The 24458-nt window shown below is 57.1% G+C and carries 28 protein-coding genes and 1 tRNA gene; 19 read left to right on the top strand and 10 right to left on the bottom strand.

Features of this window, described 5'->3' with window-relative positions:
- Positions 1–9: 9 nt before the first annotated feature.
- The 7 genes from CFBP4996_RS19940 (at position 10) to glpK (ending at position 7618) form a co-directional block, all read left to right on the top strand.
- A complete protein-coding gene (locus CFBP4996_RS19940) occupies positions 10–1080 on the top strand; it encodes an ABC transporter ATP-binding protein (RefSeq protein WP_080854081.1) in 1071 nt (356 codons plus the stop codon).
- Between the two features lie 12 nt (positions 1081–1092).
- A complete protein-coding gene (locus CFBP4996_RS19935) occupies positions 1093–2163 on the top strand; it encodes an ABC transporter ATP-binding protein (RefSeq protein ID WP_080854082.1) in 1071 nt (356 codons plus the stop codon).
- 2 nt (positions 2164–2165) lie between these two features.
- Positions 2166–3032 (top strand): carbohydrate ABC transporter permease, encoded by an 867-nt coding sequence (locus CFBP4996_RS19930; RefSeq protein WP_003519739.1) that lies wholly within the window; start codon positions 2166–2168, stop codon positions 3030–3032.
- A gap of 3 nt (positions 3033–3035) precedes the next feature.
- Positions 3036–3956, top strand: a complete 921-nt coding sequence (locus tag CFBP4996_RS19925; RefSeq protein ID WP_003519737.1) for a carbohydrate ABC transporter permease — start codon at positions 3036–3038, stop codon at positions 3954–3956.
- Positions 3957–3958: 2 nt separating this feature from the next.
- Positions 3959–4252 (top strand): DUF2160 domain-containing protein, encoded by a 294-nt coding sequence (locus CFBP4996_RS19920; protein WP_003519736.1) that lies wholly within the window; start codon positions 3959–3961, stop codon positions 4250–4252.
- A 75-nt stretch (positions 4253–4327) separates the two neighbouring features.
- Positions 4328–6049, top strand: coding sequence for an ABC transporter substrate-binding protein (locus CFBP4996_RS19915; RefSeq protein WP_003519735.1), 1722 nt, complete (start codon positions 4328–4330; stop codon positions 6047–6049).
- Positions 6050–6118: 69 nt separating this feature from the next.
- Positions 6119–7618 (top strand): glycerol kinase GlpK, encoded by a 1500-nt coding sequence (gene glpK / locus CFBP4996_RS19910; RefSeq protein ID WP_080854847.1) that lies wholly within the window; start codon positions 6119–6121, stop codon positions 7616–7618.
- 5 nt (positions 7619–7623) lie between these two features.
- On the opposite strand, the gene CFBP4996_RS19905 is transcribed toward glpK, so the two are convergent.
- Positions 7624–8484: a LysR family transcriptional regulator gene (locus CFBP4996_RS19905; protein ID WP_003519733.1), complete on the bottom strand. Its 861-nt coding sequence runs from the start codon at positions 8482–8484 to the stop codon at positions 7624–7626.
- Positions 8485–8582: 98 nt separating this feature from the next.
- On the opposite strand from CFBP4996_RS19905, the gene CFBP4996_RS19900 reads away from it, so the two are divergent.
- Positions 8583–9602 carry a bile acid:sodium symporter family protein gene (locus CFBP4996_RS19900; RefSeq protein WP_031233554.1) on the top strand — a complete coding sequence of 340 codons (1020 nt, stop codon included), beginning with the start codon at positions 8583–8585 and terminating at the stop codon, positions 9600–9602.
- Between the two features lie 66 nt (positions 9603–9668).
- On the opposite strand, the gene hspL is transcribed toward CFBP4996_RS19900, so the two are convergent.
- On the bottom strand, positions 9669–10151 hold the full coding sequence (gene hspL / locus CFBP4996_RS19895; protein WP_080854083.1) for a heat shock protein HspL: 483 nt from the start codon (positions 10149–10151) through the stop codon (positions 9669–9671).
- Between the two features lie 379 nt (positions 10152–10530).
- Here hspL and CFBP4996_RS19890 point away from each other — a divergent pair, with 379 nt between their 5' ends.
- Positions 10531–11472 carry an alpha/beta fold hydrolase gene (locus CFBP4996_RS19890; protein WP_080854084.1) on the top strand — a complete coding sequence of 314 codons (942 nt, stop codon included), beginning with the start codon at positions 10531–10533 and terminating at the stop codon, positions 11470–11472.
- Positions 11473–11493: 21 nt separating this feature from the next.
- On the opposite strand, the gene hisN is transcribed toward CFBP4996_RS19890, so the two are convergent.
- Entirely contained in the window at positions 11494–12270 is a 777-nt protein-coding gene (hisN, locus tag CFBP4996_RS19885) for a histidinol-phosphatase (protein ID WP_080854085.1), read from the bottom strand.
- 320 nt (positions 12271–12590) lie between these two features.
- Positions 12591–13475, bottom strand: coding sequence for an N-formylglutamate amidohydrolase (locus tag CFBP4996_RS19880; protein ID WP_003519728.1), 885 nt, complete (start codon positions 13473–13475; stop codon positions 12591–12593).
- 182 nt (positions 13476–13657) lie between these two features.
- Between CFBP4996_RS19880 and cpdR the strand changes: the two genes are divergently transcribed.
- The 4 genes from cpdR (at position 13658) to CFBP4996_RS19860 (ending at position 15925) form a co-directional block, all read left to right on the top strand.
- Complete coding sequence (cpdR, locus tag CFBP4996_RS19875; RefSeq protein WP_003497910.1) at positions 13658–14020, top strand: cell cycle two-component system response regulator CpdR; 363 nt, start codon at positions 13658–13660, stop codon at positions 14018–14020.
- A gap of 81 nt (positions 14021–14101) precedes the next feature.
- Positions 14102–14176 (top strand) — tRNA-Val (locus CFBP4996_RS19870).
- A gap of 207 nt (positions 14177–14383) precedes the next feature.
- On the top strand, positions 14384–15619 hold the full coding sequence (locus CFBP4996_RS19865; RefSeq protein ID WP_137396275.1) for a hypothetical protein: 1236 nt from the start codon (positions 14384–14386) through the stop codon (positions 15617–15619).
- A gap of 21 nt (positions 15620–15640) precedes the next feature.
- Entirely contained in the window at positions 15641–15925 is a 285-nt protein-coding gene (locus tag CFBP4996_RS19860) for a hypothetical protein (RefSeq protein WP_080854087.1), read from the top strand.
- A 3-nt stretch (positions 15926–15928) separates the two neighbouring features.
- Here the strand turns inward: CFBP4996_RS19860 and CFBP4996_RS19855 are convergent, their stop codons facing one another.
- The gene (locus CFBP4996_RS19855) at positions 15929–16309 is read right to left on the bottom strand and encodes a hypothetical protein (RefSeq protein ID WP_205529284.1); all 381 of its coding nucleotides are present in this window, start codon (positions 16307–16309) and stop codon (positions 15929–15931) included.
- A gap of 168 nt (positions 16310–16477) precedes the next feature.
- On the opposite strand from CFBP4996_RS19855, the gene CFBP4996_RS19850 reads away from it, so the two are divergent.
- From CFBP4996_RS19850 to CFBP4996_RS19835, 4 genes are all read left to right on the top strand, one after another.
- Positions 16478–16672, top strand: coding sequence for a dehydrogenase (locus CFBP4996_RS19850; protein ID WP_080854088.1), 195 nt, complete (start codon positions 16478–16480; stop codon positions 16670–16672).
- A 221-nt stretch (positions 16673–16893) separates the two neighbouring features.
- Entirely contained in the window at positions 16894–18105 is a 1212-nt protein-coding gene (locus tag CFBP4996_RS19845; protein ID WP_080854089.1) for a hypothetical protein, read from the top strand.
- A gap of 456 nt (positions 18106–18561) precedes the next feature.
- Positions 18562–19377: a DUF6236 family protein gene (locus CFBP4996_RS19840; RefSeq protein ID WP_080854090.1), complete on the top strand. Its 816-nt coding sequence runs from the start codon at positions 18562–18564 to the stop codon at positions 19375–19377.
- Between the two features lie 205 nt (positions 19378–19582).
- On the top strand, positions 19583–20005 hold the full coding sequence (locus CFBP4996_RS19835; protein WP_233283574.1) for a hypothetical protein: 423 nt from the start codon (positions 19583–19585) through the stop codon (positions 20003–20005).
- Between the two features lie 92 nt (positions 20006–20097).
- Here the strand turns inward: CFBP4996_RS19835 and CFBP4996_RS19830 are convergent, their stop codons facing one another.
- Positions 20098–20376, bottom strand: a complete 279-nt coding sequence (locus tag CFBP4996_RS19830) for a hypothetical protein (protein WP_080854849.1) — start codon at positions 20374–20376, stop codon at positions 20098–20100.
- Positions 20377–20519: 143 nt separating this feature from the next.
- Positions 20520–20867 (bottom strand): hypothetical protein, encoded by a 348-nt coding sequence (locus CFBP4996_RS19825; protein ID WP_080854091.1) that lies wholly within the window; start codon positions 20865–20867, stop codon positions 20520–20522.
- Positions 20868–21170: 303 nt separating this feature from the next.
- On the opposite strand from CFBP4996_RS19825, the gene CFBP4996_RS19820 reads away from it, so the two are divergent.
- Together CFBP4996_RS19820 and CFBP4996_RS19815 are read left to right on the top strand one after the other, a co-directional pair.
- Positions 21171–21458 (top strand): hypothetical protein, encoded by a 288-nt coding sequence (locus CFBP4996_RS19820; protein WP_034499648.1) that lies wholly within the window; start codon positions 21171–21173, stop codon positions 21456–21458.
- A 13-nt stretch (positions 21459–21471) separates the two neighbouring features.
- Positions 21472–21786: a hypothetical protein gene (locus CFBP4996_RS19815; RefSeq protein WP_137396274.1), complete on the top strand. Its 315-nt coding sequence runs from the start codon at positions 21472–21474 to the stop codon at positions 21784–21786.
- A 417-nt stretch (positions 21787–22203) separates the two neighbouring features.
- Here CFBP4996_RS19815 and CFBP4996_RS19810 read toward each other — a convergent pair whose 3' ends face one another.
- Genes CFBP4996_RS19810 through CFBP4996_RS19800 form a run of 3 tightly spaced genes read right to left on the bottom strand, consistent with a single transcriptional unit; the run spans position 22204 to position 24456 of the window.
- Complete coding sequence (locus tag CFBP4996_RS19810) at positions 22204–22530, bottom strand: hypothetical protein (RefSeq protein WP_080854093.1); 327 nt, start codon at positions 22528–22530, stop codon at positions 22204–22206.
- 58 nt (positions 22531–22588) lie between these two features.
- Positions 22589–23944, bottom strand: a complete 1356-nt coding sequence (locus tag CFBP4996_RS19805) for an SGNH/GDSL hydrolase family protein (RefSeq protein WP_080854094.1) — start codon at positions 23942–23944, stop codon at positions 22589–22591.
- Complete coding sequence (locus CFBP4996_RS19800) at positions 23941–24456, bottom strand: hypothetical protein (protein ID WP_080854095.1); 516 nt, start codon at positions 24454–24456, stop codon at positions 23941–23943. The genes CFBP4996_RS19805 and CFBP4996_RS19800 overlap by 4 nt, the downstream gene beginning before the upstream one ends.
- Between the last annotated feature and the right edge of the window lie 2 nt (positions 24457–24458).

Here is a 24458-nt window from a genome sequence, read left to right as displayed (position 1 = left end):
TGGATCACCATGCTTGAATTGCGAAACGTCTCTAAGATGGTGGGCGGTGAATATCATATTCACCCGACCGATCTGACGTTGCAGCGCGGAAGCCTGAACGTCCTGCTTGGACCGACACTTTCGGGCAAGACGACGCTGATGCGGCTGATGGCCGGGCTGGACAAGCCGAGCGCCGGCTCGATCTTTTTCAATGGCGAAGATGTGACGGGATGGCCGGTGCAGAAGCGCAACGTCGCCATGGTCTATCAGCAGTTCATCAACTATCCGGCGCTCAGCGTTTACGAAAACATCGCCTCGCCCATGCGCGTTGCCGGCAAGGATCAGTCGACCATCGACAGGGAAGTGAGGAAAGCCGCCGAGCTTTTGAAGCTGACACCCTATCTAGACCGTACGCCGCTCAATCTTTCCGGCGGTCAGCAGCAGCGAACGGCACTCGCCCGCGCCATCGTCAAGAACGCCAATCTGGTGCTGCTCGATGAGCCGCTGGCCAATCTCGATTACAAGCTGCGCGAAGAGCTGCGCGAGGAACTGCCGCGCATTTTCGCCGAATCCGGCGCCATCTTCGTTTATGCCACCACCGAACCTTCCGAGGCGCTGCTTTTGGGCGGCAATACCGCAACGCTCAACGAGGGCAGGGTAACGCAGTTCAGCCGTACCATCGAGGTTTACCGGCGTCCGGTGGATATCGTCACCGCGGAAATTTTTGCCGACCCGCCGCTCAACACCATCGAGGTTGTCAAGGCGGGCGGTGCATTCACCCGTGCCGACCGGGCGGTGATTGCGGTGCCGGCGCATCTTACCGCCGTGCCGGATGGACCTTTGACCATCGCTTTCCAGCCGCATCATCTTTTCCCCCAGGCAAAGGGTGAGGCCCGCCAGTCGATCCGGGCGCGGACGCTGATTTCGGAAATTGCCGGATCGGAAAGCTTCGTCCATGTGGAATTTTCGGGTCGGCGCTGGGTCATGCTCGCGCATGGCATTCACGACATCGAGCCGGACAGGGACATAGAGCTGTTTCTCGATACAAAACACCTGATGGCCTTTGACGCGAATGGCCGCGCCATCGGCGAAGCGGCTTGAGGGAGATCGGTCATGGCACGCATCACGCTCGATCACATCCGCCACGCCTATAACGCAAAGGCGCAGGCTGCCGGTGACTATGCGCTGAAGGAAGTTCATCATGAATGGGAGGACGGCGGCGCCTATGCGCTGCTCGGCCCTTCCGGCTGCGGCAAGACCACGTTGCTCAACATCATTTCCGGGCTGCTGCGCCCCTCCGAAGGCCGCATCGCCTTTGACGGAACCGACGTGACGGATTTCGCCACGGAAGACCGCAATATTGCGCAGGTATTCCAGTTCCCGGTCGTCTACGACACGATGACGGTTTACGACAATCTGGCCTTTCCGCTGCGCAACCGGCATGTGCCGGAAGCCGAGGTCGACCGTCGGGTGCGGGAAATCCTCGAAATGACCGATCTTTCCGGCATGGCCAAACGCCATGCGCGTGGTCTGACGGCGGATCAGAAACAGAAGATCTCGCTGGCGCGCGGGCTGGTGCGGTCCGATGTCAACGCCATCCTCTTCGACGAGCCGCTGACGGTGATCGACCCGCATATGAAATGGGTGCTGCGCTCGCAGCTGAAACGGCTGCACCGGCAGTCCGGTTTCACCATGGTTTATGTCACCCATGACCAGACCGAAGCGCTGACCTTCGCCGACAAGGTTGTGGTCATGTATGACGGGCAGATTGTCCAGATCGGCACGCCGGCTGAGCTTTTCGAACGGCCGGGACATACCTTTGTCGGTTATTTCATCGGCTCGCCGGGCATGAACGTGCTTCCCGCCAAGATAGACGGCACGACCGCCGTGGTCGGCGGCCTTGGTGTGCCGCTCGCCGGTGTACCAAAGGTCGATGGCGCGCAGCGCATCGAGATTGGTGTCCGCCCGGAATTTATCCGGCTGGAGCGGGGCGGCATGCCGATCATTGTCGACAAGGTCGAGGATATCGGCCGGCAGAAGATCGTGCGCGCCCGGTTCGCCGGCCAGAAACTCGCGATCGTCGTTGCCGAAGACGAGGAAATCCCGGCGGAAGCGGGTGTTCGCTTCGATCCGGCAGCCATCGGCGTCTTCGCCGACTCGTGGCGTGTAAAGATGGGGGCCTGACCATGGAAAAGAGCTGGAACAACAAGGCATGGTTCATGGTGCTGCCGGTGCTGGTGCTGGTCGCCTTTTCTGCCGTCATTCCGCTGATGACCGTCGTGAATTATTCGGTGCAGGATACGTTCGGCAATAACCAGTTCTTCTGGGCGGGAACGCAATGGTTCGAGGAGATTCTGGCCTCGGACCGTTTTTGGGATGCGCTGGGGCGCAACCTGCTGTTCTCCGGCATCATTCTGGCGATAGAAATTCCGCTCGGCATCTTCATCGCGCTCAAGATGCCGAAATCCGGCATCGGCGTGCCGATCTGCCTCGTCACCATGGCGCTGCCGCTGCTGGTGCCGTGGAATGTCGTCGGCACCATCTGGCAGGTTTTCGGCCGCAGCGATATCGGCCTGCTCGGTTATTACGCCAATCAGCTCGGGCTCGATTACAACTATGTCAACGATCCGGTCGATGCGTGGATCACCGTCGTCATCATGGATGTCTGGCACTGGACGAGCCTTGTCGTGCTTTTGTGCTATGCCAGCCTCGTCTCCATTCCGGATGCCTATTATCAGGCAGCCAGGATCGATGGCGCGTCGCGTTTTGCGGTGTTCCGTTACATCCAGCTGCCGAAGATGAAGCGGGTGCTGCTGATCGCTTTCCTGCTGCGCTTCATGGACAGTTTCATGATCTATACCGAGCCTTTCGTCGTCACCGGCGGCGGCCCGGGCAATTCCACCACCTTCCTGTCCATCGATCTCGTGAAGATGGCGCTCGGCCAGTTCGACCTCGGGCCGGCGGCGGCCATGTCGCTGATCTACTTCCTCATCATCCTGCTGCTGTCCTGGGTGTTCTACACCGTCATGACCAGCCACGACGCGGAGACTTGAGACATGAGCGCCTCGAATGTCACCACAAGCGTGGAGCGCAACGGCATCGGCAGTTCGCCGGTGAGAGCCACTGCGACGGGACGATCCGGCCTTGCCGTCAATGCGCGCCGTCGCCACCATGGGCCGTCGCGTTTTTCCTGGCTGGTGCCGACGATCTATATCCTGCTGCTGCTCGTTCCGATCTACTGGCTTGTCAATATGAGCTTCAAGACGAACACGGAAATCGTCTCCTCCATGACGCTTTATCCGCATCAGCCGACGTTGCAGAACTACCGGACGATCTTCACGGATTCATCCTGGTATTCGGGCTATATCAATTCGATCATCTATGTCGTCATGAACATGGTGATCTCGGTCGCGGCGGCCCTTCCGGCCGCTTACGCCTTCTCGCGTTATCGTTTTCTGGGCGACAAGCACCTGTTCTTCTGGCTTTTGACCAACCGCATGGCCCCGCCGGCCGTTTTCGCGCTGCCATTCTTCCAGCTCTATTCGGCCTTCGGGCTGATCGATACGCATATCGCCGTGGCGCTGGCGCATTGCCTGTTCAACGTGCCGCTGGCGGTGTGGATCCTCGAAGGTTTCATGTCCGGCGTGCCGAAGGAAATCGACGAGACCGCCTATATTGACGGCTATTCCTTCCCGAAATTCTTCGTGAAGATTTTCATGCCGCTCATCGCTTCCGGCATCGGTGTCGCCTGCTTCTTCAGCTTCATGTTCTCGTGGGTCGAGCTTCTGATTGCCCGCACGCTGACGACGACGGACGCCAAGCCGATTGCCGCGACCATGACGCGCACCGTCTCTGCCGCCGGCATGGATTGGGGCCTGCTTGCCGCCGCCGGCGTTCTGACCCTGATCCCCGGCGCGCTGGTGATCTGGTTCGTGCGCAATTACATCGCCAAGGGCTTCGCGCTCGGGAGGGTTTGACCATGACGAAGATGCCCGATTTTACCTGGATGGCGTGGACTTGGCAGACGGCGGCCTTTTTCGGCGCGATTGCGCTGCTGCTCGTCGGCATGTGGTTCTGGGAATATCTCTCGCCCGGCGGCAATCCCCGCTTCGGCCTCTTGCGCTTCGAGACCACGCGCGGCGACAGGCTGTTCATCTCGCTGCTCGGCAGCGCCTTCATTCATCTCGCATGGCTCGGGCTGGTCGGCCCGAACCTGTGGTGGGCTCTCGCTCTATCCTTGGTTTACGCCATCGGCGTTTTCCGTTTTGTCTAGAGCAGGAAAACGGTGCGGCGGAGGAAAACCGCACCCGCAGACTTCATGCAATCGCAAACCCCTGGGAGGACTGATATGCGACGGCATCTGATGACGACGACGGCGGCCATGCTGCTGGCAATGACGGGTTCCGCTTTCGCCGGAATGGAGGAAGCAAAGCAGTTTCTGGACAAGGAAATCGGCGATCTCTCGTCGCTTTCGCGTGGCGATCAGGAAAAGGAGCTGCAATGGTTTGTCGATGCCGCGAAACCCTTCGCGGGCATGGAAATCAAGGTCGTTTCCGAATCTCTGACGACCCATGAATATGAATCTAAGGTTCTGGCTCCGGCCTTCACCGCCATTACCGGCATCAAGGTCACGCACGACCTGATCCAGGAAGGTGACGTCGTCGAAAAAATCCAGACCCAGATGCAGACCGGCCAGAACCTTTATGACGGCTGGGTCAACGACAGCGACCTTATCGGCACGCATTGGCGTTATCAGCAGGTGCGCAACCTGACCGACTTCATGGCCAATGAAGGCAAGGACGTCACGAATCCCGGCCTCGACCTCAAGGACTTCATCGGCAGCGCCTTTACGACGGCGCCGGACAAGAAGCTCTACCAGCTTCCCGACCAGCAGTTCGCGAACCTCTACTGGTTCCGTTACGACTGGTTCAACAACGAAAAGAACAAGGCCGATTTCAAGGCCAAATATGGTTATGACCTCGGCGTGCCGGTCAACTGGTCGGCCTATGAGGATATTGCCGAATTCTTCACCGGCCGCGATGTCGACGGCAAGAAGGTCTTCGGCCATATGGATTACGGCAAGAAGGACCCCTCGCTCGGCTGGCGCTTCACCGATGCCTGGCTCTCCATGGCCGGCAACGGCGACAAGGGCTTGCCGAATGGTCTGCCGGTGGATGAATGGGGCATCAAGGTCAACGACAAGTCGCAGCCGGTCGGCTCCTGCGTGGCGCGCGGCGGCGATACCAACGGTCCGGCTTCGGTCTATTCCATCGAGAAATATCTCGAATGGCTGAAGAAATATGCGCCGCCGGAAGCGCAGGGCATGACCTTCTCCGAATCCGGTCCGGTGCCGGCGCAGGGCAATATCGCACAGCAGATCTTCTGGTACACGGCGTTTACCGCCGATATGGCCAAGCCCGGCCTGCCTGTCGTGAACGAGGACGGTTCGCCGAAATGGCGCGTCGCACCTTCGCCGCACGGCGTCTACTGGAAGGACGGCATGAAGCTCGGTTATCAGGATGTGGGTTCGTGGACGCTGATGAAATCCACCCCCGACGACCGCGCCAAGGCCGCGTGGCTCTACGCGCAGTTCGTGACCTCCAAGACCGTGGATGTGAAGAAGAGCCATGTGGGCCTGACCTTCATTCGCGACACCACCATCCACCATAAGAGCTTCACGGATCGGGCGTCCAAACTCGGCGGTCTCATCGAGTTCTATCGTTCGCCGGCCCGCGTGCAGTGGTCGCCGACCGGCACCAACGTTCCGGACTATCCGAAACTGGCGCAGCTGTGGTGGCAGGCGATCGGCGATGCTTCGTCCGGCGCGAAAACCGCGCAAGCCGCGATGGACTCTCTCTGCGCCGAGCAGGAAAAGGTCATGAGCCGTCTGGAACGCGCCGGCGTGCAGGGCGATATCGGCCCGAAACTGGCGGAAGAGCACGATATCGAATACTGGAACAAGGATGCCGTTTCGAAGGGCAATCTGGCGCCGCAGCTGAAGATCGCCAACGAAAAGGAAAAGCCGGTCACCGTCAATTACGACGAACTGGTCAAAAGCTGGCAGAAGTAATGTCTGCGTAAAATCTGAAACCGGGGCGGCTTGCCGCCCCGGTCATTGCGTCTGAAAGGGAGTGGAATGATGGGCGGTTATATTCTGGCGATCGATCAGGGAACGACATCGACACGGTCGATGGTCTTTGATCGCGACATGCGGGTCATCGGTGTCGGACAGCGAGAATTTCCGCAACATTTTCCGGCCTCCGGCTGGGTCGAACACGATGCAGAGGATATCTGGAAAAGCGTGCTCGAAACCATCCGCCTGGCGCTCGCCGATGCCGGCATCGCCGCCTCCGATATCGAGGCGATCGGCATTACCAACCAGCGCGAAACGACGGTGCTGTGGGACCGGAACACGGGCGAGGCCGTGCACCGGGCCGTGGTCTGGCAGGATCGCCGCGCCGCCCCCATCTGCGAGGATCTGAAAAGAAGGGGGCTGGAGCCGCTTTTTTCGAAAAAGACCGGTCTGCTGCTCGATCCCTATTTTTCCGGCACGAAGCTGAAATGGCTTCTCGATAGTGTCAGCGGCCTTCGCGAAAAAGCCGTGAAGGGCGAAATCTGCTTTGGCACGGTCGATAGTTTCCTGATCTACCGTCTCACCGGCGGCCGCCGCCATGTAACCGACGCCACCAATGCCTCGCGAACGCTGATCTACAATATCGAGGAAAATACATGGGACGATGAACTCCTGTCGATCCTCGACATTCCCCGCGCCATGCTGCCGGAGGTGCTGGATTGCGCCGCCGATTTCGGCGTGACCGACAAGTCGCTGCTGGGCGCGGAAATTCCGATCCTTGGCGTCGCCGGCGATCAGCAGGCAGCGGTGATCGGCAATGCCTGCTTCGAGCCGGGCATGATGAAATCCACCTACGGCACGGGCTGCTTTGCACTGCTCAATACCGGCACGGATCGCGTCGCCTCCACCAACCGGCTGCTGACGACCATCGCTTACCGTCTCGACGGCGTCACCACCTATGCGCTGGAAGGCTCCATTTTCATTGCCGGTGCCGCCGTGCAATGGCTGCGCGATGAGCTCGGTTTCATCTCGGTCGCTTCCGAGGTCAGCGCGCTTGCGGAAAAGGCTGACGCCAATCAGCGTGTCTATCTGGTTCCGGCCTTCACCGGCCTTGGCGCACCCTATTGGGACGCGGAGGCGCGTGGCGCGATTTTCGGGCTGACGCGTGGCACCGGTCCGGCGGAATTCGCCCGCGCGGCGCTGGAAAGCGTCGCCTATCAGACCTTCGACCTGCTGGACGCCATGCGCAAGGACTGGGCGGGTGACAATGGCAAGACGGTGCTCCGGGTCGATGGCGGCATGGTCGCTTCCGATTGGACCATGCAGCGGCTGGCGGATATTCTCGCCGCACCGGTCGACCGGCCGGTCTTCCTGGAAACGACCATTCTCGGGGCAGCCTGGCTTGCCGCCTCGCGCGCCGGCATCTGGCCGGACCGCAAGGCCTTTGCTGAACATTGGCGGCGTGACCGCCGTTTCAGCCCCGCAATGGAAGAGGCCGAACGGAAAGACGCCATTGTGGGCTGGCGCGACAGTGTCGGCCGCTGCCTGTCGCGACGGGAGAATTGAACAGGCTATACGAAACTGCCGGGTGCGATGCTCTTGCTGGAAACGAGATCGGAAAGGGCGCGCACCAGCTTCGCATCCGCTCCCTTGCTCGGTTGAAGCACGAATTCCACGTCCTCCAGCGGCGGTAGCACGCCTGCGGCAATCTCCTTCAGGCCTGCCGGCGCCATGCTGCGCGGCTGCACCAGAATTCCCATGCCCGCCCTTGCTGCGGCGGTCAGCCCGCTGAGACTGCCGCAGGTGCAGACGATCCGCCAGGCGAGACCGGCCCGGTCGAGCGCCTCCTGCGCCGCTTTTCGGGTGATGCTCGGTGGCGGAAAGGCAATCAGCGGCAGGGCATCCGGCTGGTTCAGCATCCGCTCCGGGTCGCGCGCCAGCCACACGAGCGGTTCGCGGTAGAGAAAGTGCCCGAGCTTGTCGCCGAGACGGCGTTTGGCGAGCACCACATCCAGTTCGCCGTTGTCCTGCATCTGGTATAGCACGCCGCTCAGCGAAACCGTCAGTTCCAGATCTACGAGGGGATAAAGGCGGATGAACTCTTCCAGAATGGCGGTCAGCCGGCTGGCGACGAAATCTTCCGAAACGCCAAGCCTCAACCGCCCGCGCAGACGGTTCTCGCTGAACAGCGACGACACCTTGCTGTCGATTTCCAGCATATTGCGGGCATAACCCAGCAGCGCCTCACCTTCACCCGTCAGTTTCACCTGATGGGTGCTGCGGGCAATCAGCCGGCGCCCAAGTGCGGCCTCAAGCCTTTGAATATGCTGGCTGACGGTGGACTGGCCAATCCCCAGCCGTTCGGCCGCCAACGTGAAGCTGCCGGTCTGCTGAAGCATCACGAAGCTCGCAAGATGTTGAAGGTTCAGCATTATCCTGAATCGCGATAACTGTTAATCTTTGCATCGGAATTCATGATGAGCGATAGTAGCGCGCGTTTCAAGCAAAACCGACGCCGGAAAGATCTCCCATGACCCGCTTCCTACCTGATCGCTTCACCATGATGCTGGTCGCCACCGTGATTTTGGCCTCCATTTTGCCGATCAGCGGTGAGCCGGCTGAGTATTTCGGACTGGCGACAAAACTCGCGATCGCTTTGCTGTTCTTCCTCCACGGCGCGCGGCTTTCCCGGGATGTGGTGATTGCCGGTATCCTGCATTGGCGCCTGCATCTGGCGATCCTTCTCGTCACCTTCGGCCTGTTCCCGCTGCTCGGCGTGGCGATTGGCTTCATTCCCGAGAATATTCTGCCTGCGCCGCTTTATATGGGTGTGTTGTTCCTCTGCGTCCTGCCATCCACCGTGCAGTCCTCCATTGCCTTCACCTCCATGGCGGGCGGAAACGTGCCGGCTGCGATCTGTTCGGCCTCCGCTTCGAATATTTTCGGCATGTTCCTGACCCCGCTGCTGGTCGGCCTGCTGTTTACGGTGGGGGGGCATGGCGGTGGATTTTCGCTGGATGCGTTCCTGCAAATCTTCCTGCAGCTGCTTCTGCCCTTCATCGTCGGTCAGGTGCTGCAGCCGTGGATCGGCGACTGGATCAGGGCGCGCAAGAAATTGCTGGCTCCGGTCGATCGCGGCTCCATCCTGATGGTCGTTTATCTGGCTTTTTCCGATGCGGTCATCGAAGGCATCTGGCACACGTTTTCGCTCAGGGATATCGGCGTGGTCATCGTCATCAATATCCTGCTGCTGGCGCTTGTCCTGTGCGTGACAATGTTCGGCAGCCGTTTGCTGGGTTTCGACAAGGCTGATGAAATCACCATCACCTTCTGCGGCTCGAAAAAGAGCCTCGCCAGCGGCGTGCCCATGGCGGGCGCCATCTTCGCCGGCCAGAGCATCGGCGCAATCGTCCTGCCTATCATGCTTTTCCACCAGATTCAGTTGATGGTCTGCGCGGTTCTGGCCCAGCGTTACGCGCGCAAGGCCCATGAAAAAGCGGCGATGCCGGAACCGGTTGCCACGGAAGGTGCAGCCGCTTCCAGCCGCTGACGCGAGAGTTCTCCGCAAATAAAACGGCCCCATGAAGGGGCCGTTCGTTTTGCATGTAAGGAAAGCTTAGTTGACCTGAGCCGGCGAAATCTGGGCTTCGATGGTCTTCGGCGCATCGGCGCTGTCGGACGAGATCGCGATGCGGCGCGGTTTCATGGCTTCCGGAATATTGCGGACGAGATCGATGTGGAGCAGGCCGTTCTTCAGGGAAGCGGTCTGGACCTCGACATGGTCGGCAAGCTGGAAGCGGCGTTCGAAAGCGCGCGTGGCGATACCGCGATAGAGAAACTCGCCTTCCGTGGATTTCTCATCCGCGGATTTCTCGGCTTTCACGGTCAGCGCATTGGCGCGGGATTCGATGCTGAGTTCGTTCTCATCGAAACCGGCAACGGCCATGGTGATGCGATAGCTGTTTTCGCCGGTCCGCTCGATATTGTAGGGCGGATAGGACTGGGCCTGCTCGGGCTGGCCGAGGCCGTCAAGCATCGAGAAAAGACGGTCGAAGCCGACGGTGGAACGATAGAGAGGGGAAAAATCAACGTGACGCATGGTGTCCTCCTTAAGAAGCGACTGTTTGCGGTTAAGCCCGGCGTCCCGTTCTGGCGACGGCCGGACATGTGGCGCGGTCCCGTTCTGGCGACCGCATGAATGAGATGGGAATGGCCTGCCGCCGCGTCAAGGGGGCGTGAAAAGGCGAAAGCAACATGAACCATGGCTGAACGTCAGGTTCCGGCATCGTTCAGTTTGAGAGCCATAAAACATCGGTCATCGGAGACATTCTCCGTGGACAGAAGCAATAACGTCCCTTCTTCTTCTGTCTTATTCGCCGGAACCGCGACTGCTTTAACCGACGGTTCCGGCAATTTTTTCTTTGACCTTCCCGCGCCGCCGACCTATCCCGAAAAGGCAGAAAAGCCGGAAAAGACCGATGATCGAAGCCACATTGCGCGAGAGCGAAGACAACCCGGTTCCCGGCAACCATACCGTCGGATATTTTACCGGCGATCGCGGCAAACAGCTTCGCTATGCGATCTTTCGCGCCAGCCGCCAGGTGGCTCGCGGAACCGTGGTTCTGCTGCATGGCAGGAACGAATGTATCGAGAAATATTTCGAAACGGTCGGCGATCTCACCGCCATGGGTTTCTGGGTTGCGACCTTCGATACGCGCGGGCAGGGCGGTTCCGAAAGGTTGCTGAAAAAACCGGGTGCCGGGCATGTGCGGCGGTTCTCCGACTATCAGCGTGATATCGGCCTTTTTCTCGAACAGGTGGTGTTGCCGGATACGCGGCTGCCATTCTTCATGATCGCGCATTCCACCGGCGCGCTTGCAGCGCTTGCCGCCGCGCCCGGCCTGTCGAACCGGATCGACCGTCTCGCGCTTTGTTCGCCCTTCATCGAGCTGGACAGTCAGCAATCCGTCCCCTCTTCCGTCATTCGGGCGGTGGCGACGGCTCTAAGTCTCGTTGGCCTTGGGCGGGTGCAGCTCGGCAAGGATCAGCGGGAGCGGGATTTCGACGGTAATCCGCTCACCTCGGACGCCAGACGTTTTAAAAGAAATCTTTCGCTGCACAGGCAGTTTCCGGAACTTTTCATCGGTGCGCCGACGGCGCGCTGGGTCTATGAGGCGCTGAAGACCATGGGACGGGTGGTCCGTCAGGACCATCTGACGAATATCACCATTCCAACCCTCATTCTGGCGCCGATGCTCGATACCATCACGCCCTATAAGGCGCAGGAAGAACTCTCACGCAATTTCCGGGCAGCACAGCTTCTTCCTATCACCGGTGCGCGCCACGAATTGCTGCATGAGCGCGACGTTTTCCGCAAACAGGCGCTGGCGGCCATCGACGCCTTTTTTGCGCCGGAGTGATGGCCGCTTAAGCGGGCTGCCTCAGAGTTTTGAGAGAATGGCGAGCGCCTGTTCGTGCACCGTCTTTGAGCCGGCTGCGAGAATGCGGCCGCCATTTTCCGGACGCCCGCCATCCCAGGTGGTCATGATGCCGCCGGCCTGTTCGATGACAGGGATCAACGCGCCGACATCATAGGGCTTCAGGCCGGATTCGATCACCAGATCGACGTGGCCGGCCGCAAGCAGGCAATAGGCGTAACAATCCACGCCGTAGCGGAAAAGGCGGACCTGATCCTGCACTTTTTCGTATAGGGTCTTCTCCTCCGCGGTGAAGATGTGGGGGCTCGTGGTGAACAGCACGGCGTCCGATAGCGAAGCACAGTCGCGCGTGCGGATTTTCCGCTCGCCATCCGGTCCGAAATACCACGCCGCCTCGCCATCGGCGAAATAACGCTCTTTGGTGAAGGGCTGTTCCATGATGCCCATGGTGGCGCGGCCGGCTGACTGGAAGCCGATTAACGTGCCCCAGACCGGCACGCCTGAAATGAAGGCGCGGGTGCCATCGATCGGGTCGATGACCCAGATATGCTCGCGGTCGAGACCGATATTGCCGTGTTCTTCGCCCAGAATGCCATGCTGCGGAAAACGGGCCTCGATCAGGGCGCGAATGGCTGTTTCTGCTGCCTGATCGCCTTCCGTCACCGGATCGTAGCCGCCATCCTGTTTGTTGGCGACGGCAATGCCCGTGCGGAAGCGGGGAAGCGTTTCGGCGCTGGCGGCATCGGCAAGTTTGAAGAAGAAATCCCGGTCGGGCAGCATGCGAAACCTCATTGCCTGAATATTGGGTCTGAATTCTATTGGGGCAATGCATAGACCGGAATCGTATCCGCCGTCCACTCATACGAATGACGGCGCCGGTGTTTCCATATTTTCAGCATAAGCCTAAAAAATATGCATAAAATAAAATGATTGACAATTGTGCAATTACTGCGTAGCGTGATCCTACAGTCTTTGACTGTAAATACCCTCCTTGGGTGTTTCCTCCCTAGACTTGACCGCGCCAAGGCGCGGTTTTTTTTGTCCGGCGGGCCGCCAGACGATCCGGGATAAAAGATTGATATAGCGGATGATTCGAGCTGCTATTCGGCAGCGAGCGACGTTTCTATCGCGTATTCGGAAACGAAGGCGCCAAGCTGGCGCATGAAGATTTCAAGCGACGCCTGAATGGCGGGAAAATCGGCTTTTTTCAAAAGCGTCTTTTCGTCCACGTAAAGCGCCCGGTTGACCTCGATCTGCAGCGCATGGAGAGAGCGGATGGGCCGGCCATAATGTTCGGTGATGAAGCCGCCGGCATAGGGTTTGTTGCAGACCGCGACGAAACCCAGTTCCTCAAGAAAATGCAGCGCGGCGCGGGAGACTTCCTGGGATGCGCTGGTGCCGTAGCGATCGCCGATGATTACATCCGGCCTGAGATTCGAGCCGGCAACGCGGATATTGCCCGGCATGGAATGGCAATCGATCAGCACCGCCATTCCGAAATTGGCGTGGGTGCGAGACAGCAGGCGGCGCAGGCAGGCATGATAGGGCTTGTAGATCGTCTCGATCCGCGAAAGCGCCTCGTCGACCGGCAGGCGGTGAGCATAGATATCCATATTCTCGGCGACGATGCGCGGCACCGTTCCCAGACCGCCGGCGACCCGCATGGAGCCGATATTGGCATAAGGCGGAAGCGTGCCTTCGAACATGCGGGGATCGAGCTCGTAGGGCTCGCGATTGACGTCCAGATAGGCGCGCGGGAAATTCGCTTTGAGAAGCGGCGCGCCGATCTCCGGTGCCGCCGCGAACAGCTCGTCGACGAAGTGATCTTCGGAGCGGCGGATCTCATGCGAATCGAGCCTTGCCGACTCCAGGAAGGAAATCGGGTAGCAGCGGCCGCTATGGGGGGAATTATAGACGAATGGCAGGGTTTGAACGGCAGGTTCCGTTACTTCGAACAGCTCATATTCACCCGTTATCCAGTCCATTCAGGGTCATTTACCATGTCGTAAAACTATCAGGATGTTCATGTTGCCAGTTACGGCGCGGCAAGTCCATACTATCGCCCAATCAGCGCTATACCGATTCACGCGTTCACAGGATATTTACCGTGAAAATCCTATAATCGGGCTAGGGTATTCCAAACATTGAGTAGTTACGGTCACTTATGATGAATCAGAAAATTCTTCTCGCTGAAGACGACAACGATATGCGCCGCTTCCTCGTCAAGGCGCTGGAAAAAGCCGGTTACAAGGTTTCTTCCTTCGACAATGGCGCCAGCGCCTATGACCGGCTTCGCGAAGAGCCCTTTTCGCTTCTGCTGACCGATATCGTCATGCCGGAAATGGACGGCATAGAGCTTGCGCGGCGCGCGACCGAACTCGACCCGGACCTGAAAGTCATGTTCATTACCGGCTTTGCAGCCGTTGCGCTGAATGCCGATTCGAAGGCTCCGAAGGACGCCAAGGTGCTTTCCAAGCCGTTCCATCTGCGCGATCTGGTGGATGAGGTCAACAAACTCCTTGTGGCGTAAGGCCTCTCAAAAAACCTTCACAAAACCGAAAAAAAGCAGTTGACGCATGAACCGGTTTTGTGGTCTATCCGCCGCCACGGAGGGCGTGTAGCTCAGCGGGAGAGCACTACGTTGACATCGTAGGGGTCACAGGTTCAATCCCTGTCACGCCCACCATCCGAATTGCTTTAATATCAAGGCCTTGCGAGAAATCGCAGGGCCTTTTTACATAGTGGCCTCAAGGTTCATCGAACCTGGCTAATTCGGAGCGCGCGCATCCTATCCATCAATCTCCAACTTGTTGGATTGTCAAAATGGCTACTTCCCGATGGCGTACAGAGGGTGAGGGGGCCTTATGGCTTCTCGTCCGGAATGGAGGCGCTCATGGAAGAACCGAAACGCTCAATGAGCCGCGAGGAGCTTTACGCTCTGGTATGGTCGACGCCTATGCAGAAGCTGGCAGAGACATACGGCCTATCAGATCGAGGTTTGGCAAAGACGTGCCAGAGACATCTCGTTCCCGTTCCATCGAGAGGATATTGGGCGAGAGTTGAAGCAGGCCAAACCGTTAAGAGAACGCCGCTGCGGCCGGTCGAAAACACTGCGCTTCATCACGTTCGAATAGGTAGCGGACAACCGCGTCGGCCAAGCGCATATCTCTTGGAGGTTCTGGAGACTGCCAAACGGGAGATTGAGATCGAAAATGAGCGAATGTCGCTTGTCTTGAATCAGGCCCCTCTTCTTGGTCCTTCGATCACTCACGCCCCCGAGACTTTGCCTGTTGAAAAAGAACGGGTTGGAAAGAAGACGGCTAGCAAGCTGCAGTCTGACGTCCAATCGTTCGTATCGGCACTCAGGACTTGTGAAGCCGACAGAGACGGGTTCGTTTACCACAAGTACGTCAAGGTCCCACCGAAAGACGTCACCCGAGTGGGGGCACTGTTGAGCGCTTTAACGCAGGAGCTCAGTTATTTCGGATTCACGTTCGACGGCGAAAGTAGCCGAATAGGCTTTTCAAAGGACGGTACAACGGTAAATTTCCGGATCGAGGCTCCGAGAAAACGGATTACCGAGGTTTCAAGATCAGGTTGGAAGCACTTTTCCTACGTTCACATTGGTCGGATCAAGCTCCAGATTTATGGACACGTGGAAGGGGTGAAACGGGAATGGATAGATACTGATGCCAAACCTATCGAAGACCACCTGGAAAAGATGGTCGAGAGTTTTCGCTTAAATCATGTTGCCGAGATGGAGCGCGAAGAAAGTACTCGCCAAGCAGCTGCGCGCCGAGCTTACATGGCGTCACGGCGAAAAATGGCGGAGCAGCGCACAAAGCGTGAAAGTGACCGTCTTGCCTTTTTGCAAGGTATCGCCGATGCCCGCCGTGAAGCGGACGATTTGCGTTATACAATTGCCAACGTCCCCGATTGTGAAGAGCTTCCGGCGGACTACCGGCGCATGCTTAAGTGGGCTGATGAGCGGCTGATGCGGCTTGAGGAGCAAACGAGTGTCCAGACAATTCAGGCGTCTTTAGAGGCCAAGCAGCTCTTCGCAAATCCTGATCCACTCCACGATCCAGAAGGCGATCCGCCACCAAAGATGAGCTATTGGGACGACTAGCTTTAACCCAGAGGAACACAGGTGGCAGATTTTTCAGATGCAATAACACCAGCGAGCGTGGTCGCGAAAATGCAGGAGAGAGGCGTTCATCTCTCTGAACGCACGCTGCGTGAATTTGCCAGAAAGGTTGGCGCTTGTCGGATCATCGGCAAAGCTATGTTCTTTATGCCGGAGGACATAGAGATTTTGATTGCGGCGGCGAAACCTCGGCCTAAGGGCGCCACCTCATCTTCAAAACCGGGCTGGACCGAGAGCGATACAGAGAAACTTCTTGATCGGCTGGAGAAGGGTAAAAAGAAGCGATAACGTTCATTTGCTGGGTTTGTGGCTGGGACTTTTGTGCGCGGGGAACTTCCGCTCGTTGAGCTCCCGCAGCCACATTTCTTCTCTAATCTTATCGGCTTCGCTCATCTCGCGGGAGACGGCAGAAGCGTGGTCACGAGACGCGCTGGGTGAACGTGGTGGTCCTCTATAAATTTCAAGTGACGCGTTTAGCGTTTCCGTAATAGCTCGCTCAATGTCACTGATCGCATACACGATCATTCCGTTCTTGCCACCGAAGAAGCGAATAGCTCCAGTACGGCGCCACTTGTTCACGATCTGAGCGGTCAGCCAAGGGCAACGTTCAATGAGCTCATCGTGAGTGATCATTTCTGTAATCTTCACCGGCGGGAAATCCCGGTCTGGCATTGTTAGATCCTTCTGTTGTAGGGCGGTGAGCAGTCATCCAATGAATCTTTATGCCCTTGCTTGACTCTATCCCAAACCAGAACATAATTAGAACATTGCTTGGCACGGCGGCGTGTGCCTTTCGTAAAATCAGGGACGATTTGAACTCTTGAACCGGAGAATGAGAACGTGCGCCCAGAGAGACGAGAACCGGAAGCCGATCCGGTGGATCACATCATTGCATGGCACGATGGCGATAGCCGCGCTGCGATAGAAACCCTGATGGAAGACATCCAGCATTTGCGGATGCAGCTCGCATTGGCGACCGCAGCGATGGGCAAGGGATTCACGAGAGGGTGGAAACCGGACGCCGAGCGGAAATGATATGCGCCACCTTCGCGGGATCGATCTTACCGGCGGCAGCAACGACAATCTGCCGCCAAAGCCCACGGGCATCTTTGTTCCGCAGCGCCCACCAGAAGATCACTTCGTCGGATCCGAGTAAATAAAATGCGGCGCCCGACTGTCTATCACTGAACTAAATTCAACCAGAAATTTACCCGCGTCTACTATATTCCCGTTCGCCACAAAAAGGGGGATAGGTCATGGATGAGCGGATCAGCAAAATCAGCGCGGCGTTACGGGATATCGATGCGAGCATCAGAGCCTTGAGTGCGGACGATCGGACGCTCGTTTCGGTGTATGGTTGGAACCATCCTGCTCTCAATCGGCACGACTTGGCAAATATGGCTACTGCGCTCGCCGCTCGCTTGGACGGGTGCGACCACAACAGATTAAGTTCGAAATTTGATCCGCAGCCGACCCTAAATAAGATAGCCGAATTCAAGGCGAACACACTGCCGCAATTTTTTACCGGAAATGGGTCATTCGCGGTACCCATGTATGCAACGCTGCTGGACCACATCTCATCATTCTTTGGCCCGCTGTTCGTTCAAAATACCGACTGGGAAAAATCGATAGAAGCTGGACAGCTCCCCAAACAAATTTCCGGGAAACTTCTCTCATATAAAAGTCGAATTAAAAAATTCGACACTGACTTTGGTGAGCTTGGCAGCAAGATTGCCGAGATCAACGCGGCACATGACGCCGCAACGGCCCTGCCGACTGACATGGACGAGTTGCGCGAGGCGCGTCAAGCGGTGTTGGAGCTACGGGCATCGGTTGAAAAGAACGAAGGGATAGCCAAGACGGCGCTGGACCAAATCAATGACTATGTGGAGGCGATGAAACAGAAGGAGGCTGAGGCAGCACAGTTACTGAAAAATACCGAGGATGCTTACAGCGCCGCTACAACAAGGGGCCTAGGGGAAGCGTTTCAGACCCGGGCTCAAGAATTATCGAGATCAATGGGAATTTGGGTTGCAGGCCTGGTCCTAGCTCTTGGAGCTGGCGCGGTTGTCGGCACGTTCCGCGTCCGAGCGCTGCAAGATCTGATGATACAAAACGTTCCAGCCGAACGCCTCAACGTCGCTCTCGTGTTGGCATTGATTTCTATTGCCGGGCCCGTATGGTTCGCTTGGATAGCGACAAAGCAGATTGGTCATAGGTTCCGCCTCGCGGAAGACTATGCCTTCAAAGCCTCAGTTGCAAAGGCGTACGAAGGTTACCGCCGCGAGGCAGCAAGGATCGACCCAGCATTTTCTGCTCGACTGTTCGGGTCAGCACTTGATCGTATCGATGAAGCGCCTATCCGTTTTGTTGAGAGCCACACGCCCGGCACCCCTTGGCACGACCTTTTTTCATGGGGAAGAAGACGGGATCGCGCGGCGACGGATGCGGCCTCACCCACCGACTAGAGAAATATTTCCCATGGCTTGCGAGGCCTGACTAGATCGATTATGGCGCTAACCGTGCAGCTCTTCGCTCGTGGGCTCACGATAGGGTCAACCGTTGCGGCGGATAACTTCAGCGCGGCGGCGGCGATCTCCGTTCCGAGTGTAAACAGCAGTGGCAATTGCCCTACGCCTGGTAGCATCGCGGCAGACGGCAAACGCTGCGGTGCGCGCGCTTCAGGCGGTGGATACCTCGCGCCCACCAAGCCCCGACGTCCCTCTGTATTCCGGCAGTACCATACCGGTTCTCGTGGCGGGTGCTATTATCTGACTGCCAGCGGCAATAAGAGCTACGTTGACCGTAGCATGTGCAGATGATTTTTGAGCCGTTGGAAGAGTCGAAGGTGGGGAGATTGCGTTCGAAACAAACGGGGGTTTCTTGCTTGGCCTGCCATCTCGATCAGCGATGAGGATAAAAATTTGCGCGGTATTATTGTTACACCACAGATAAAGGTCTTGGGGCAACAAGGGATCAACATTGGCGGCTCAACCGACCCTAGCCTTGTTCGGTTTTGGTGCCTGTTTTGGGACAAGCTGGCATATCCACAAACGTCTATCATCATGAATGAGCTGGGAATTGAGCTATCGTATCTAGAATCTCAGGAGGTGTTTACACGCCATCGCGTACAGTCCCCAAACGGCAATGCTGGGCAGATAATGATATACACGCGGGCAAAGACATTTGAAGAGCTGGAGAAAGCCTCCCCAGGCTGTTGGGCAGTTGCATCTGGGGTTGGAGCTTGGGAAGGGCCGGAGCCAGAAAAAGGCCGGGCGCTGCGATTTGAACTCGTTAATGCGCTCCCTGTGCCGGACAAGGAAGTTCCGATCGAAGAGATTTTAGAGTTCCGAGAGCGGCGTAAGGATGAGTGCGACGCCTTGTTGGCCTACATTGATGAATGCTATCTTTCGGTGACAGCAGCTCCAGATAAGCCCCTCGCCCAGCATATCGCTTTTGAAAAGATCGCGCGTGGAGTTCGGGAGCAATTGGAAGTCACCATCGAGGCAGGTTTTGCTCACCGGCTTTACAGCCTCACGGCTGACTTCAACCTATTTGCGGCCGGCGTGGCCGCAACCGGCAGCTTCGCCTTCGGCGCTTCCATGTCCACAATAGTGGGCAACACCATTCTTGCCGGCGCCAGCGTCTCTGTGTCGAATATTTTAGGCGCGGTAAATCCAAAGAAAAGTTTCAGCCCTTTCCGTTATCTCACGTCATATGGAAATGAAGTTTTCCGATAGCCGCGTGAGAATGCATCCAGATATGCCACGCGGGCGGATCTTCCCCTCCACCCATTCCTTCGTGCACCTTCTGTAAGGTTAGCACGAATTAAAGCCCTCCCCGCCGGAGTTTTTTTAACTCCCCTAATGAAAATTCTAGTTGAGTAGACTCGACTCCAATCTCTCTGCGTGTTTTGTATTAGCGGGGACTATATTGGGGGCTTTCTTGACAATTATATATTTGCGGGTGCTTGGCGCCCTGTTCATTTCGTGTGCCTTGAGCGCATGCACCACTTCGCGCGAAGCATTTAACGCCAATCCGAAGTCGATCGATAAACCGACGCTCTGTCGCACATATTTGCAGAGCCAAGATCCAGTCTTTCAGCAAGATATTCTGAAAGAACTGAATCGGCGCGGCGTTCAAGCTTATGATTGTCCTCAGATGGTTCAGAGCCAAGATGCGGCGGCCGCGGCTTTGGTTGCTGTCGCGCTGGTCGGGACGGCAGTCGCTGTTTGCGCCAACAACAATTGCGGGGGCGGCTATCCGACGAGATCCTATCCCGGCAACTGTTACTCCTACTACGACCGAGCGGCGGATGGCAGCCTATGTGGCCATCGAAGCGCGATGTCGCGGCCTGGCGGCTGGTGAAGTAAAAAATGAGCTGCGGCGGGTCTCTTTTCAGGCCAGTTGGAAACAAAATGACCCGCGCACCCGCCATCCATCTGAAGCACGTTTTATCATTAATTGGACGCACCACCTTGCGATTTGGCGTCTTCTTGCAGTGCCTCCTCAATCTCAGCAGCGGACACCTGCAAAAACTGGCGCTTGACTGTTTGTGCCGAGATTGCGGGTATCTCAAGGTGTACTGCTACTGGTTGGTACGAAGGGAAACTAAGGCCTTCAACAAGCTGTTCATCAACAACCAGACGATATGTTCCAGCTTCCAGGGGCACCACGAGTCCCCCAACTACAAACGGATTCGAGAAGGTGACTTCGCTGTATGTCGTTCTTTCTTTCATACCGGTATACTCTTTCCTGACGCGATAACTCTGACTGAACCGCGAAATCATCAACGGTTGCCTGTCGCTGCTCTTCGCTATGCGGATTTCGGACCCTGAGAGGGACTAACAACGGGATTGCCTGTAGTGCCGGCTTCGTTCTTTCAGGATTGTTTATTAGCCCCAATTGATCGACCACTTGCCTTCCTGAAAAAGCTGAGGACGTATATCGTGTTGCGCGGGACACTTCTGATGGTCTCAAGGACAGGCCGTGATTGGTAGGATTGAGTGAGTGAGTCCGCATTCCCAAGACGGCGTTTCAATTGTGCTGCGAGAGCATCGGCAGATGTTTCTCCCGCAAGAAACAGTCTCATTACAAGAAACGCGGCCGTGTTGAATTGTCGCTGGTCATTGCCCAGCAATGTGGCGTTATAGCCCGCACTCTTCAAAACTGACTGGATCATCTCCATCTCTTCCGGGGAGATGGCTGCAAAACTGGGGTGGGAAGACATAATGTCCTCCTCTCGTTGGGGCTAGGGTAACCGACCCTCAACCAGTAGTGCCCGTGACATCGCTACCGACGCCTTACAGTGCGCCTGAATAGCTTAAGACGCAAGCGAATACGGTTTTGGAAAGCCCCAGCGAAGTTCACCAGCCATTCGCTGGTCATTATTGAGCGGCGGCTGCGTTCTAGCACATTGGAATTCCCTTGCTAATGAACCTTAAAACGCGCAGGCTCGTTCCTTCGGTAGCTTTTTTAAAGGGCGTTACCGCTTCAAGGTGAAATCCCTTGGCCCCAACGAAAGGAGGACACGATGTCTTCCACACAAGAATACGGCCCGATTTCGTCTCACGATCTGAATATGTTGCGGTCCCTGTTGTCAGATGCCGGCTTTGAAATCGACACGCGCTCGGATGACGACCGGTCATTCAACAAGGCCACCCGCAAGATAATTGATCTTTTTCAGGGTGGAATGACCGACCCTTCCAAACTCAAAGGAGAAATGCTGTTCCTGTTCGGGGTACAGAAACGGGAACGTGTGCCCTCTCGCAGACCACTCCCGAGGTATGCAATCCAAGGTCTTCCGGGGTTCGGCAGATAGCGGGGAAACACCTGTGCGCGCATATGTTCTTGGAAGCATGATGCTTTGGTCCGCTTTCTTTCTGATCTGGTATTTGTTGACGCTTTATACCGCCAGCAACGACCTTGAAGAAATACGACCCGGTCCAGCGGGAGCAACTGTTATGTCTACGTCCCGATGCGGTGTCGAACTGGCGGCTCTTCTCGCGATGGGCGACAAGCTCCTGAAAGCCGGCGGACCAGAAATGCCCGCAGAGTTACGCACAAATATTGAACATTGCATTTCCTTTGATGCGGCGAGTCGCGATACGCTTATGAAGACCCAGCTCATAAGATTTTTCCCGGAATAAAGATAACCTGCGAGCCCCGCTCTTGCGGGGAAGGCTTTTGTATTTTTCGACACTGATTGTTTGAAGGTGGCCAGCTATTCGGCCTTGCCGTAGGTCTCTGATATCTAAAAGCTCACCGATTAAGCATATCCTGGATCTGTAATTGACAGGCTGAAGGACAAGTTTCATTAATCTCAGCGTTTCATGGGAACGGGCGATGTATTTTTAGCTCACATACTTTCCCGAATATTGGCAACTCGTACTCTATTCTTTTCATCAAGCATGCCGCTTCCAGCTATCTGGAGCGGCTTTTGATAGAGGCAAGCTGATGTTCTCATTGAGGAAAATCTAATTTAGTCCAATGGACGCGGATGTTCTCATATAGTTCGCCCGCCGTTCTACGATGGTTATGACGCTGACGCTATGTAGTGACCTCAATCACGCAGACTTCCCGCCCCTCACCCATCTTTGCATCGCCTCTATAATAAGATCCGAGATCCACATCGCGCTCGCTCCGGTCAGAAAAGCCGCAGCATTCATCGTTGCAATCGGATCCTCCGGCAGAGGCCAATTGATGCTGTAGAGGTAGTGCAGGAGCGGCGTGGTGAGATATGCAGCCGCCAGAGCGCCACACACTGGAGAGGCCAGCATTTCGCGCCATGTGTATTTCTGCCGCGACAGCGCGCGCAGAAGGCCTCCAGCAAGGCCGGCGATAAGCACACCGAGTTTAATCCCAATGGCGTCGAGGAGGTCAGTAAGGTGCATGATTAGCCCTTGCGATGCGAGTAAAAAAGAGCCTCGGCATAGGTCGAGGGGGAACAAATCAAGCCGCGATAAGCCCCTTGGGCGAAAGACCCTCAGTTACCAGAACGCGCTGGATATTAAGCGGATCAGAGCTTGACGGAGTGACCACGTCGAAAGCCGGGAAGATACGCAAATATTTCCATGTCTCGGCCGGGTTGTTGACGACCGGAATACCGCACGCGACAAGCCACATCCAACCGTCTTTGCAATTGAGCAAATCGCCCATGACGTACGTGCGGATGGCGGGAGATGCTGATTGATCGGGGACGCTGAAGCTCGCGTAAACTCTGGGCTGGGTGACTCTCCCCCTAACCAGAATGGCAACATCGACGGTCTTGCCCGCAATCCTCGCCATTTCCGTGTTCGAGAGATATTTCTGCAAGTAAGTTAGCTGGCCGTTCACGGTCAGGCTCGGCGTCAGCGCCATAGAATAGGCCGCCGCACCGTACTTGACATCTATATCCTTGGTGCACGAAGTCCCCGATCCCGCGAGCGACCAGTTTGCCGGGACAGCGCCCGACCAGTCCGTAAACCCGCCATTATCGATGAGATTTGGCGCCGAGATGAGGGGCCATGCGGGCGTTGTGTAGGCTGCGGCCTTGGATGACTGATAAGCCGCGAGCAGCGTATCAGAAATTAGCTGTGCTCCTGCGCTGTTTGCCGACGTGTCACTCGGGTGGATATTGTCACGATAGAGTGCCCCGGGTTTTCCCCGCGACGTGAACTGCACATTGGTGTCGACAAGCGTCATGGTCGGGTGCGCAGCTTGTACAAGCAAAATCGCCTGATAAACCTTGCTGTAACCCGTATCGTCTCGCCAAGGGTTCTGACTGGTGATTAATTGCGGCACAGCGGGCCATTGCACCTCTGTCATGCCGATCGGCCCGAGAAATACACCCGCACCAGAAGCGTAAGTTCCTGCGCCGCCCGGCGTGTTGAAAGCTTGCATGTTATGGCCGTGGTGGAGAATGCAGAGATCCGGCGTGGGGATCGCATCAATCGCATTCGCGCGCCGCGTACCGTCGAACATGCAACCGGCCACCTGACCGGGGAGAGCAGCCAGATAAACCGTCAGCGTGCCGACCGTGCCGGTGCGCAAAGTAACCGGTAAGGCATACTGCTTGGGACCGGTTGAAGCCGATCCGTCCCATTCTGCCCATCGGTAGAGAGAAACTGTGTAATCGTGCAGGTCGCCAAGCGCGACGGCGAACTTGTAAAATGGGCCGTAATCAGAATATCCGGTGCTGTCGGCATTAATGAAGATGACGACATCCTGTCCTGCCTCAAGCTTCGTTTTCAGCGGACTGAAGGCGCGCGCACCTTTGCACGCCTTGCCAGAGCCGTCTATCGAGACACCAACGCCGATACCGATCATGTGGGCGTTCCTTTGGTCTGCTGGATGAGTTCCGGAAGCTTTGAGAGCAGAATGTCGTTCAGCGCCTTGGCATCAACGCCGAGCTTCTGCAGCGCTTCAGGGTTCTTCTCTGCAACGTATTTGGCGGCTTCTGCCAGGACTGCATCATTGACAGCGCCGCCGATCTGAATGACGCCGTTCGGCACCCCTGCCTTGCTCAGTGCATACCGCAGAGCATTTGTGGCCGACTGGTGAAGAGCATCGCGAAGCTTGGCTTCGATCTCGACACGCTGCTTTTCGTCCGTCACCTTCAGGAGAGCAATGAGCCGCGCGCTGATCCACGTCACCAACACCGGCCCCACGGTCGAGACCAGCAGCACCACGACGGGCTGCACGATGGTCCACACCTCATAGAGCCACGAGGAAGGCGCGATGACCGGCGCTGCGTCCTGCGCCCAAGCCGGGGCGAAGAAGAACGCCACGAGGCAGACGAGCGCCATAGCGGCGGCGATAATCCAATGGATGGGTCGCATGG

It is taken from the genome of Agrobacterium leguminum, assembly GCF_005144435.2.
In the GTDB taxonomy this organism is placed as follows: Bacteria; Pseudomonadota; Alphaproteobacteria; order Rhizobiales; family Rhizobiaceae; genus Agrobacterium; species Agrobacterium leguminum.
The sequence above is the reverse complement of the archived record's forward strand: the minus strand, read 5'-3'. Positions and strand labels throughout refer to the sequence as shown.

Bases quoted from the DNA above. Each gene is read 5' to 3' on its own strand.
- CFBP4996_RS19940 (WP_080854081.1), top strand. From the start codon at position 10: ATGCTTGAATTGCGAAACGTCTCTAAGATGGTGGGCGGTGAATATCAT.
- CFBP4996_RS19935 (WP_080854082.1), top strand. From the start codon at position 1,093: ATGGCACGCATCACGCTCGATCACATCCGCCACGCCTATAACGCAAAG.
- CFBP4996_RS19930 (WP_003519739.1), top strand. From the start codon at position 2,166: ATGGAAAAGAGCTGGAACAACAAGGCATGGTTCATGGTGCTGCCGGTG.
- CFBP4996_RS19925 (WP_003519737.1), top strand. From the start codon at position 3,036: ATGAGCGCCTCGAATGTCACCACAAGCGTGGAGCGCAACGGCATCGGC.
- CFBP4996_RS19920 (WP_003519736.1), top strand. From the start codon at position 3,959: ATGACGAAGATGCCCGATTTTACCTGGATGGCGTGGACTTGGCAGACG.
- CFBP4996_RS19915 (WP_003519735.1), top strand. From the start codon at position 4,328: ATGCGACGGCATCTGATGACGACGACGGCGGCCATGCTGCTGGCAATG.
- glpK (WP_080854847.1), top strand. From the start codon at position 6,119: ATGGGCGGTTATATTCTGGCGATCGATCAGGGAACGACATCGACACGG.
- CFBP4996_RS19905 (WP_003519733.1), bottom strand. From the start codon at position 8,484: ATGCTGAACCTTCAACATCTTGCGAGCTTCGTGATGCTTCAGCAGACC.
- CFBP4996_RS19900 (WP_031233554.1), top strand. From the start codon at position 8,583: ATGACCCGCTTCCTACCTGATCGCTTCACCATGATGCTGGTCGCCACC.
- hspL (WP_080854083.1), bottom strand. From the start codon at position 10,151: ATGCGTCACGTTGATTTTTCCCCTCTCTATCGTTCCACCGTCGGCTTC.
- CFBP4996_RS19890 (WP_080854084.1), top strand. From the start codon at position 10,531: ATGATCGAAGCCACATTGCGCGAGAGCGAAGACAACCCGGTTCCCGGC.
- hisN (WP_080854085.1), bottom strand. From the start codon at position 12,270: ATGCTGCCCGACCGGGATTTCTTCTTCAAACTTGCCGATGCCGCCAGC.
- CFBP4996_RS19880 (WP_003519728.1), bottom strand. From the start codon at position 13,475: ATGGACTGGATAACGGGTGAATATGAGCTGTTCGAAGTAACGGAACCT.
- cpdR (WP_003497910.1), top strand. From the start codon at position 13,658: ATGAATCAGAAAATTCTTCTCGCTGAAGACGACAACGATATGCGCCGC.
- CFBP4996_RS19865 (WP_137396275.1), top strand. From the start codon at position 14,384: ATGGAAGAACCGAAACGCTCAATGAGCCGCGAGGAGCTTTACGCTCTG.
- CFBP4996_RS19855 (WP_205529284.1), bottom strand. From the start codon at position 16,309: ATGCCAGACCGGGATTTCCCGCCGGTGAAGATTACAGAAATGATCACT.
- CFBP4996_RS19845 (WP_080854089.1), top strand. From the start codon at position 16,894: ATGGATGAGCGGATCAGCAAAATCAGCGCGGCGTTACGGGATATCGAT.
- CFBP4996_RS19830 (WP_080854849.1), bottom strand. From the start codon at position 20,376: ATGAAAGAAAGAACGACATACAGCGAAGTCACCTTCTCGAATCCGTTT.
- CFBP4996_RS19825 (WP_080854091.1), bottom strand. From the start codon at position 20,867: ATGTCTTCCCACCCCAGTTTTGCAGCCATCTCCCCGGAAGAGATGGAG.
- CFBP4996_RS19820 (WP_034499648.1), top strand. From the start codon at position 21,171: ATGTCTTCCACACAAGAATACGGCCCGATTTCGTCTCACGATCTGAAT.
- CFBP4996_RS19810 (WP_080854093.1), bottom strand. From the start codon at position 22,530: ATGCACCTTACTGACCTCCTCGACGCCATTGGGATTAAACTCGGTGTG.
- CFBP4996_RS19805 (WP_080854094.1), bottom strand. From the start codon at position 23,944: ATGATCGGTATCGGCGTTGGTGTCTCGATAGACGGCTCTGGCAAGGCG.
- CFBP4996_RS19800 (WP_080854095.1), bottom strand. From the start codon at position 24,456: ATGCGACCCATCCATTGGATTATCGCCGCCGCTATGGCGCTCGTCTGC.